A 10,774-nucleotide genomic window follows, 5' to 3' on the forward strand; every position below is an offset into this window, starting at 1 on the left:
TACCGGCTTCTCTTTTTTATTCAAAATCTGTAATTAACTTTTCTTTTAACTCTCCTACTGATAAAGGTTTCGCATAATAAAATCCTTGTACATAGTCACACCCCATAGAGTGTAATAAACTTTCTTGCTCTACTGTTTCTACCCCTTCAGCAACTACTGCTAAATTTAAGCTATGGGCAATTTCAATAACAGACTTTACAATCGTTCGCTCTGGCTGTGCGTGATCATAATGAAATTCACGAATAAAGTTACGGTCAATTTTCACTATATCCAGTGGTAGTTGTTTTAAATAATATAAGGAAGAATAGCCCGTTCCGAAGTCATCTAAAGCAATTAAAATACCCATATTTCTTAATTCTTGTAATGTAGCAATAATATAATCAAAATGACGAACAGCAATGCTTTCCGTTATTTCTAAAATTAAACGATTTGGTGGAAAGCCAGTTCTCCTTAAAATGCTACGTACCGATAAAATAAAACGTTTTTGCATTAATTGTTGTATGGATAAATTCACAGACAACTTTAGTCCGTCTTGATACTCTGGCAATGTTTTAAACAAGCGACATGACTTTTCTAATACCCAGTCTCCTAATTTTATAATAAGCCCAGATTCTTCAGCTACTGGGATAAATTCGCCTGGCGAAATAGGTCCTTCTTCTGTCGAACAACGTGCTAAAGCCTCGATACCAGTATATTTCTTCGTTTTCAAATCAATAATAGGCTGTAGCGCTACATCTAACTCTTCATCACGAATTGCCTTTTGCAAAGCAAATTCAATTTTCATTCTACGATTTATTTTCGCACGTAACTCATCTGTAAAGAAACACGCTGCATTTCTACCTTGTTCTTTCGCACTGTACATAGCTAAATCCGAATTTTTCAATAGTGTTTCCACATCTTGTCCGTCTTGTGGATATGAGCACAGTCCTAGACTAGCTGAAATGTATACTTCATGACCTTCAAGCATAAAAGGTGCCTGAAAACACGACAACACAGATGTCGCTAACTGCCTCATTTCATCTTGTGTATGTTTTTTTGTTAACAGCACAAATTCGTCGCCACCCAGCCTAGCCAGAACATCTTTCTCTCCTAGCACATAATGCAACCGTGAAGCAACTTCGCTTAAAAGTAAATCCCCTATCATATGACCTAGCGTATCATTTACTAATTTAAATCGATCCAAATCAAAGTAAATCATACCAAATTCTTTTTTACCTGCAATCATCTCGTTTACAGTCGTTATTAACTGCAATCGGTTCGGTAAACTCGTTAAAGCATCATGATACGCAAGCTCCCTATAACGACTTTCGCTTACCCGTAACCTCTGTTCTGCTTCTTTCCTACTACTAATATCATTTCGGATTGCAATAAATTGATATGGCTCTCCTTTTTCATTTAAAAATGGCACAATTGTTGTTTTAACCCAATAATATGTACCATCTTTTGCTTGATTTCGAATCTCACCCCTCCATACTTTTCCGCTCAAAATGCGCTTCCATAGAATTTTAAAAAATGTTTTTGGGTGATATCCTGAATTTAAAATACGATGATCTTTCCCTATTAACTCTTCTCGTGTATATTTGGAGATTTCACAAAACTTATCATTTACATATGTAATACGACCATTTCGGTCTGTAATCGCAACAATTGAAGACTCATCTAATGCTAACTTTAAATCTCGCAATGAAGAGTCATATAATGCATGACCTCTTTGTTCTAGCATGCGCATCTCTCCTTGCTTCCTATCTGACTAAAACACAACTTGTTTCTTTCCATAGAAATAGAGATATTTCATTTCCTAATAATCGTCCTTTACATAAATCACTTTTTGAAATATGACGATTAAAATAACATAATATTATTTGTAATAAAAAGCAATATAATACCGTTTCAATTGTAAATAGTAGTTTCTTATCGCTATAATTACCTTACTTTATTATACCTTATTCATTCTCTTACATTCCTTTATAACTAGCTCTATACGACCATTGTTTCCTACTCGTCCCGCTCACATCTAACCTCTTTACTTTACTAGTGAAATAGAAATTCGAGCACACTATACAACTATTCACGAATAATAATATAAAAATTAAAATTGGTATATATGTTTTTGAATTACAATAACAAAATATTAACATATTTTTACCTTTATTTTGGAAGTATTTTATAAATACTTTATTAAACTAAAAAAAGAGGAAAGCCTCTTTTTTTAGTCTAATACGGATATGGTATTTGCTGATAACCCGGATATGGCGTTGGATATGGTGCTGGGTATGGAGCTGGATAAGTTACTGGGTACGGCGCTGGATAGTAGCCTCCACTTGCTGCCCCCGTTAATGCGCCAGCTGTAAGCCCACCTAACATACCTCCAGCAAAACTTCCAGGAAAGAATCCACCGCCCCATGAGCCCCCACCCCAGCCCCATCCGCCTCCGTGATGGTGGTGATGATCATAGTGATTATGCCCTCCATGGTGGTGATGTCCACCGTTATGGTTGTGCCCTCCATGAGGATGCTGATTACGATAATACACTCCGTTATTTTCTATATAATTCATGTTTCCCGCCCCTTTTCATTTTCTCACTTTAATATGTGTTGTATGAATAATATGGAACTTGTTGATAATCCGTATAGTAAGAATAATCCTGATAATACGGATAACTATATCCCCCATAGCCAAAACCAGGGCTTAGCAATGCACCTGCTACAAATCCTGGAAAAAAACCTCCGCCAAAAAACGGCGAGTGTTCAAAACCACCCTGGAAGCCCCCATGACCAAAACCACCTCCGTGACCAAATCTTCCAATTGGACGACCATATCCTCCCTTTCTCTTTAAAAACGTAACAATACACTGTATGTAGGACAAATGCGGAACGTATGGGGAAATACCTACATTTTGTAAAAAACAGAAAACACTTTATAATAAAAATGTCACATTACATCTGCTATTTAGGAAGTCTATATTGAAGAAAGATTAGAGGAATTATATAGAAATGAAGAAACCTATCGTTCAATTACTATTAATATTTACAATTGTATCTATCGTTCTTTTCCTATTAAATACATCTTATATTTCGTTATATACATTTGTCGGCGCTCTCTGGTCCATCACAATTGTAGGAATTTCATTCGTTATTTTTATCGAAAATAGGTCTCCTCAAAGTACCTTAGCGTGGTTTTTAGTATTAGCACTTCTTCCCGTTGTAGGTGTGCTTTTATACTCTATTTTCGGGCGTAGCCGTTGGAGAAGAAAAAAGCATCTCCATCGTTCAGAAGAACAAAGAAAATTATTCCGTGAAATATTAGAAGGAAGACGACTAGAGTTATCACTCAAAGTCCCATTAAGTGAACGCTCTGCCCATTTAACAGAAGTCGTACAAAAATTTGGAGGCGGGCCTGCCGCAGATAAAACAACGACAAAGCTTTTAACAAATGGTGATCAAACATTCTCAGAAATTTTGCAAGCTATCGAGCAAGCAAAACATCACATACATATTCAATACTATATTTATAAATCTGATGAGATTGGTACAAAAGTTCGAGATGCTTTAATAAAAAAAGCAAAAGACGGTGTTATTGTACGCTTCCTTTATGATGGACTCGGAAGTAATACGTTAAGAAGACGCTTTTTAAAACCCATGAAAGAAGCTGGTATTGAAATTGTTGAATTTGACCCCATTTTTTCAGCTTGGTTACTTGAAACTGTCAATTATCGTAACCACCGTAAAATCGTTATTGTAGATGGAGAGATTGGTTTTACTGGGGGACTCAACGTTGGTGATGAATATCTTGGCCGTTCAAAAAAATTTCCCGTTTGGCGTGATAGTCATTTAAAAATAGAAGGAAAAGCCCTATATAAATTACAAGCAATTTTTCTAGAGGACTGGCTCTATGCATCTAGTGGGTTGAATACTTATTCTTGGGATCAATTTATGAATAGACAATACTTCCCAGGTAAAGAAATTTCAAGTGCAGAAGGTGCCGTTCAAATTGTAGCAAGCGGACCAAGCTCAGATGATAAAAGTATTCGTAATACCTTACTAGCTGTTATGGGATCTGCCAAAAAATCTATTTGGATCGCTACACCATACTTTATTCCGGATCAAGAAACTTTAACATTATTACGTTTAAGTGCAATATCTGGCATAGATGTACGCATTTTATATCCTGGTAAGAGTGACAGTATTATTAGCGATCAAGCGTCTCAATCCTATTTCACTCCACTTTTAAAAGCTGGTGCTTCTATTTACAGTTATAAAGATGGATTTATGCACGCAAAAATTGTACTCGTTGACGATAAAATTGCAACCATTGGAACAGCAAATATGGATGTACGTAGCTTTGAATTAAATTATGAAATTATTAGCGTACTTTATGAATCTGAAACAGTTCATGATATTAAACATGATTTTGAAGAAGACTTTAAGCATTCCACTGAAATTAAATGGAACTCTTTCCAAAAAAGAAGTATAAAAAAACGAATATTGGAGTCTTTTATGCGACTCATTTCTCCTTTACTATAAGCAATCAATGTACTATTGATTGCTTTTTCTTTTATATTTGTCCTCTCCCCTTTTCTTTGCATACCATATTAAAACAAGTTATCATAAGGTGTATTACTTTATGAAAATAATGTTAGGTGGGAAATACATGTTAGAACAATTTCATATACATGCTGATTTAAAACAGCAACTTTCTACAATTCACGAAAAGAATAAGCAAGAAGCTGGTGAAAATGCACATTTAATTGGAAAGAAAATATATAAAGCATCTGATAATAGCATTATTGAAGATGCCATTACAGCACTTCTTCTTGGCAAAAATATTCTATTAAAAGGACCGACTGGTAGTGGTAAAACGGTACTAGCAGAAACTCTTTCTTCTTTATTCCAAAAGCCAATGCATAGCATTAACTGTTCTGTTGACCTAGATGTAGAAGGTATTTTAGGATACAACACATTACAAACGAAAGAAGGCGCATCTGAAGTTACATTCGTTAACGGTCCTCTTATGAAAGCTATGAAGAACGGCCATTTCCTATATATTGATGAAATCAATATGGCAAAACCTGAAACGTTACCACTTCTTCACGGCGCATTAGATTACCGTAAAATGATTACAAACCCGTTTACACAAGAAGTTGTATACGGTGATGATGAATATCGTGTAATCGCTGCAATTAATGAGGGCTATGTTGGAACAAGTGAACTAAACGAAGCGTTAAAAAACCGTTTCGTTATTATTGAAGTTCCTTACATTCAAGGTGATACATTAAAAGAACTATTATTAGCTGAATCAAAATTAAAAGATGTTGCAACAATTGAAAAGTTCGTTGCATTTGCAAGCGACCTTATGCCTTTAGCTCGTGATGGACGTGTAAGTGAAGAAGCAGCAAGTATTCGTGGCATTATCGACGCATGTGATTTAGGCGTATATATTCCTGTTATGCGCGCTATCGAACGAAGCATTATCGCAAAATTAAACGATGAAACAGAACAAATGACTGTCCGTGAATTAGCAGAAAGTTATTTCTTTGAGGGATAATTCATGAGACAAATTTTTAGTGACAAAAAAATTGATGCGTCGCTGTTTCTACAAATGGAAAACTTAATGTATGCTCTTCTAAAAGAAGACGATGCCTACCTTGAGTATGGCTATAAAGCATACTACGACGAAATTGAAAAAAAGGTTGTCATTAGTCACTTTTGGGATGATCGAAAAGAAGAGGATACAGTAATCGGATTAAAAAGCGAAGTGTTTTTAAAAGCACTTGGTAATAAACATTACTCGGACATGACTTTAATTCGTTCTTATGCGATTGACTTACAAGACTCACCCTTAAAAAAGTTTTTAACACAATTATTTGTTCTATTAGAAGATTTACGGGTTGAGGAAATCGTCAAAAACTTACGCCCTGGCACAAAGCATGTTTTTAAAAGAAGAAAAGAAATGTATCGCAATTACTTTGGCTCACAAAATGAAATCAATCGCGTTCGTAACTATCACGGTGATCGTCTATTTTGTCTATGCTATCTTTCATTAACGAGCGATAAATATGAAATGTTTAATAATGAATATTTCGAGCAAATTGAAGCAATTTTGCATGAAACATTCCAAGCTCGTAATACGGAAGATATTATGTATATCGTTGAAAAAATTCGCTATCGTTTAGAAGGACTTCTTGAAAGTGATATGCTTAATAATTATTTCGGACATGCTCCGCTTTATTTATCTGTCATTGCAGACGAAAAGAACTGTCGCGTCGAAGATTTAGCAAATGATGATACGCAACTCATAGATGACGATGAAAATAAAAACAAAATGGATGAAAGTTTCTCCACATGGCATCGTGAAAATAAAAATAACGAAAACGAGAACTTTTTACGCTTTGAATTAGAAAGCGGAACAAAAACAAACATGATGGGCGATACTGCTCGTGAATCAGAAGATGGCGACCAAGCACTTGGTTCTGTACAAGGTACTTCTCAAAAAAGTACACAATCCAACTTTGATGGCGCTGATACAGAGGAAGCAAGAGCTTCACACGCTTCTAGTCAAAACGACGGTGCATACGGTAAGTATAATGTAGGTGCTTCTCATACATTTAAAGAAGCTCGCAAAGCAAATACCGATGAGAAAAAGGATTACCAAGCTATCAAATCAGTCGTTAATAAAGATGTAAAAGAATTAAAGAAAATTATCGAAAAAACGATTGAAAATAAAACGAATGCAAATAGTGATAAATATTACGGAAGACTTCGTAAGAAATTCCTTCGTATTTATACTGAAAAGCAGCCTCGCATGTTTTATAAAAAAGGGCAAGAATCACAAGAGCTCGACGTTGCATTCCAATTACTAGTTGACTGCTCTGGTTCTATGTATAACAAAATGGAAGAAACGAAAAAGAGTGTGGTCCTATTCCACGAAGCATTGAAATCTTTAAAAATCCCGCACGCTATTAGCGGATTTTGGGAAGATGCTTCTAGTGCTAAGCCTGAAGATAAGCCGAACGTTATCCATGAAGTTGTAACGTATAAAAACTCAACGTTACCAAACGTTGGTCCCGAAATTATGCAGCTTCGCGAAGAAGAAGATAATCGTGATGGATATATTATTCGTATCGTTTCTGAAAAGCTTGCCAAAAGACCAGAAAAGCATAAATTCTTACTTGTATTTACAGACGGCGAGCCTTCTGCTTTAGACTATCAACAAGACGGTATTTTAGATACGCATGAAGCTGTCAAACTTGCTCGTAAAAGTGGTATGGAAGTAATCGGAATCTTCATCGAAGAAGGCGAAGCGAAAGAAGCAACTTATCAATTAATGAAGAACATTTATAACCATCACTTCCTAGTTGCAAATCACGCTGAAGATTTACGTTTGAAGATTAAACCACTATTGAAAAAGTTATTACTGAAGACGATTGAATAGAAAAACAGGAGCCTTGCGCTCCTGTTTTTTTCTTTCAATCACTTTGTTTCTGGCTGAAACTTGTATGGAATGGCTACTTCTAATAATGACTCGAATCCTCCATCGTAGAATGGGAATCGTTCATTTGCGATTGCTCGATCCACCCACTCTATTGCAGAAATTTCCTCTTCATCTTCTGCAATAAGTTCACCTGTTACTACATTCGCTCGGAATGTAAAAAATAGCGCATGATTCCCTGATTCTTCAAAGAATTTTTCATTGATCGCAACAATTCCACCTTCCACAGCAATTAAACCTGTCTCTTCTTTCACTTCTCTTATTAGTGCTTCCTCTAATATTTCACCTTTTTCCACAGCCCCGCCTGGCAATGACCAAACGTTTTGTTCTACATTATGTACCATTAATATTTTATCTGTTTCTTCGTCATGTATTAGCGCATATACGACGTCAACTCTTTGCATGAGACTTCTCTCCCTCCAAAAATAATGAAGAGCCAATTCCTAAGAATCGGCTCTTCCTATTAATTCATCACTAACTCAGCTGTGAGCTTTTTTTTTAACTTAGCCAACATGTCCGTTGTCATTTTGTCTAAATTGTATTCTGCTTTAAAGCCCCACTCTTTCATTGCTGCTGTTGCATCAATAGAATTTGGCCAGCTATCAGCGATTGTTTGACGAGCAGGATCTACAGCGTAATCCATTGTAAACGTCGGGATGTGTTTACGAATTGACGCTGCGATTTGCTCTGGCTCAAAGCTCATTGCTGTAATATTGAACGCGTTTCTATGCACAAGTTTACTTGGATCAGCTTCCATTAATGAAATGATCGCTTGTAAAGCATCTGGCATATACATCATATCCATGTATGTTCCTTCTGCAATGTATGAGGTGTATGTGCCTTTTTTAATCGCCTCATAATAAATTTCAACTGCATAGTCAGTTGTTCCGCCTCCTGGAGGAGCTACGTAAGAAATTAAACCCGGGAAACGTACACCGCGCGTATCAACGTCAAACTTTTGATGATAATAATCGCATAGTAATTCTCCTGCTACTTTGTTTACCCCATACATCGTAGTAGGACGCTGAATTGTATCTTGTGGCGTATTATCTTTCGGCGTTGATGGACCGAATGCACCGATAGAACTTGGCGTGAAGAATTTACAGTTTAATTCACGAGCTGCTTCTAATGCATTTACAAGTCCACCCATATTTAAATTCCAAGCAAATAACGGATTTTTTTCTGCTGTTGCTGAAAGTAAAGCTGCTAAATGAATAATTGTATCTACTTCATTACGCTTTGCGATATCATGTAGTTTTTGTCCATCTGTTACATCTAACGTTTCAAATGGACCAGACGTTACTACTTCACTATCTGTTTCACGAATATCTGTTGCAATAACATTTGATGCGCCGTATACATCACGAAGTTTCATTACTAGTTCAGAACCAATTTGCCCTAAAGAACCGGTTACTAGAATTTTTCTCATTTTCCCCACTCCTCATTTGCAAGCTATTCAAAAGATGTCGTTACTTAAATGATGCCCATTTCTTTCCCTACTTTTTCATACTTACGAATTGCTTCATCTAACATTTCTTTCGTATGAGCTGCTGTAGGCATATTACGAACGCGTCCCGTTCCTTTAGCTACAGTTGGGAACACGATAGATTTTGCATATACGCCTTCTTCATTTAGACGTTTACTAAATTCTTGTGTTAATACTTCATCACCAATAATACAAGGTGTAATTGGCGTTTCACTTTCTCCGATGTTAAAGCCAAGTTCTTTTAATCCTTGTTTTAAATAGCGGCCATTTTCCCACAGACGATCATGCAATTCTGTGCTTTCCATTAAGATTTCAATTGATCTCATGCAAGCTGCTGCATCAGCTGGTGTTAATGCTGTAGAGAATAAGAATGGACGTGAACGAACTTTTAACCAATCAATTAAGTTTTGTTTTCCTGCTACATATCCACCAATTACCCCAATTGCTTTTGATAATGTACCAATTTGGAAATCAACTTTATCAGACAGACCGAAGTGCTTTACAGTTCCTGCACCTTTTCCAAGTACACCTGAACCGTGTGCATCGTCTACATATGTCATTAAATCTAATTCTTCTGCAATCTCAACAATTTCTGGTAATTTCGCAACATCTCCATCCATTGAGAAGACACCGTCTGTAATTACCATTAATTTATTGTAAAGACCTGATTCTTTCGCCGCGATTGCTTTTTGGCGTAAATCTTCCATATCAGAATGTTTATAAACAATAATTTTTGCTTTTGATAGACGACTACCATCAATAATAGAAGCGTGGTTTAATTCGTCTGAAAGAATCGCATCATTTTTATCCATAACGGCTGAAATCGCTGCCATATTACAGTTAAATCCTGATTGGTAAGCAATTGCTGCTTCTGTATGTTTAAACTTTGCAATTGTCTCTTCTAATTTAATATGCAAATCTAAAGTACCGTTAATTGTACGAACAGCTCCTGCTCCAACGCCGTACTTATGAATCGCGCCAATTGCTGCTTCTTGCAAACGGCTATCTGTTGCTAATCCAAGATAGTTGTTTGAAGATAAGTTAATATATTCTTTTCCGCCAATTGTAATGATCGGTCCATTTGAACTCTCAAGCGGATCAATTACGTTATAAAGCCCCTTTGATTTTAAATCCTCTAAATTTTCTTCTAAAAATTTTGCAAGTGTTTTACTAGACATCGTGAAGCCTCCCATCGTTCATGTAAGCGAATTATTGTCTTAATAGTTCTAATAATCCCTCTACTAGCTTAACACGTTTTCAGAATTTATTATAGAAAAATAGTTAAAAGTAACCGCTTACAATTCTAGATTATATATGATTCATTACAAGAAATCTATCATTTACTTTTCATATATGAAACCTTTACTTTTAGCGTTCAACATCCTATTATTACCTCTTCATTTGAAAGCTTACAAATGAGTGGTAAAAGAACTAGCTGGCTCGTCGATGATTATTTTAAACTAGGCAAACGGGTTGAACCATGGATTGACCAGGATGTTATTAAATATCATCGCACAACAGAAGAGTATTTCACATTGTTACAACAAGCCGGATTTACAATTACATCCTTAAAAGAAGCTACACCAAATCAAACTTATTTTCAGAGCGAAGAAGAATATGAACGACGTTTACGAATTCCCCTCTTCCTCTTATTCTCTTGCGAAAAATAAAAAGGAGTTGTCCCAAAAGCTCCTTTAAATGACTAAAAGCCACAGAGAAAATTTATTTTCTTCGTGGCTTTTGTTATTTTTTCGATTTTCTTCCTCAAACGAGCGGTTCTTTTCCGCTTGTTTGAGGAAG

The 10,774-nt window shown here is 36.0% G+C and carries 9 protein-coding genes and 1 pseudogene; 4 read left to right on the forward strand and 6 right to left on the reverse strand.

The window, feature by feature from the left end; all coding sequences use genetic code 11:
* Positions 1-16: 16 nt before the first annotated feature.
* The 3 genes from CO726_RS20590 to CO726_RS20600 all read right to left on the reverse strand — a co-directional run bounded on the left by CO726_RS20590 (position 17) and on the right by CO726_RS20600 (position 2,857).
* A complete protein-coding gene (locus tag CO726_RS20590) occupies positions 17-1,723 on the reverse strand; it encodes a putative bifunctional diguanylate cyclase/phosphodiesterase (RefSeq protein ID WP_099685523.1) in 1,707 nt (568 codons plus the stop codon).
* 491 nt (positions 1,724-2,214) lie between these two features.
* Positions 2,215-2,556 (reverse strand): cobalt transporter, encoded by a 342-nt coding sequence (locus CO726_RS20595; RefSeq protein ID WP_099685524.1) that lies wholly within the window; start codon positions 2,554-2,556, stop codon positions 2,215-2,217.
* 28 nt (positions 2,557-2,584) lie between these two features.
* Complete coding sequence (locus tag CO726_RS20600; protein WP_245916706.1) at positions 2,585-2,857, reverse strand: hypothetical protein; 273 nt, start codon at positions 2,855-2,857, stop codon at positions 2,585-2,587.
* Between the two features lie 136 nt (positions 2,858-2,993).
* On the opposite strand from CO726_RS20600, the gene CO726_RS20605 reads away from it, so the two are divergent.
* The 3 genes from CO726_RS20605 (at position 2,994) to CO726_RS20615 (ending at position 7,431) form a co-directional block, all read left to right on the forward strand.
* Complete coding sequence (locus CO726_RS20605; RefSeq protein ID WP_099685525.1) at positions 2,994-4,523, forward strand: cardiolipin synthase; 1,530 nt, start codon at positions 2,994-2,996, stop codon at positions 4,521-4,523.
* Between the two features lie 127 nt (positions 4,524-4,650).
* Complete coding sequence (locus tag CO726_RS20610; RefSeq protein ID WP_099685526.1) at positions 4,651-5,544, forward strand: ATP-binding protein; 894 nt, start codon at positions 4,651-4,653, stop codon at positions 5,542-5,544.
* A 3-nt stretch (positions 5,545-5,547) separates the two neighbouring features.
* Positions 5,548-7,431: a vWA domain-containing protein gene (locus CO726_RS20615; protein ID WP_099685527.1), complete on the forward strand. Its 1,884-nt coding sequence runs from the start codon at positions 5,548-5,550 to the stop codon at positions 7,429-7,431.
* Positions 7,432-7,469: 38 nt separating this feature from the next.
* On the opposite strand, the gene CO726_RS20620 is transcribed toward CO726_RS20615, so the two are convergent.
* The 3 genes from CO726_RS20620 to CO726_RS20630 are packed head-to-tail and all read right to left on the reverse strand — an operon-like array spanning position 7,470 to position 10,152.
* The gene (locus tag CO726_RS20620; RefSeq protein WP_099685528.1) at positions 7,470-7,892 is read right to left on the reverse strand and encodes an NUDIX hydrolase; all 423 of its coding nucleotides are present in this window, start codon (positions 7,890-7,892) and stop codon (positions 7,470-7,472) included.
* A 59-nt stretch (positions 7,893-7,951) separates the two neighbouring features.
* Positions 7,952-8,917, reverse strand: a complete 966-nt coding sequence (locus CO726_RS20625; RefSeq protein WP_099685529.1) for an L-threonine 3-dehydrogenase — start codon at positions 8,915-8,917, stop codon at positions 7,952-7,954.
* 44 nt (positions 8,918-8,961) lie between these two features.
* The gene (locus CO726_RS20630; RefSeq protein WP_000095906.1) at positions 8,962-10,152 is read right to left on the reverse strand and encodes a glycine C-acetyltransferase; all 1,191 of its coding nucleotides are present in this window, start codon (positions 10,150-10,152) and stop codon (positions 8,962-8,964) included.
* Between the two features lie 174 nt (positions 10,153-10,326).
* Between CO726_RS20630 and CO726_RS20635 the strand changes: the two are divergent.
* A pseudogene (locus tag CO726_RS20635) lies at positions 10,327-10,644 on the forward strand (SAM-dependent methyltransferase); the annotation flags it as partial.
* Positions 10,645-10,774: the final 130 nt, after the last annotated feature.

It is taken from the genome of Bacillus fungorum (genome assembly GCF_002746455.1).
Classification (GTDB): Bacteria; Bacillota; Bacilli; order Bacillales; family Bacillaceae_G; genus Bacillus_A; species Bacillus_A fungorum.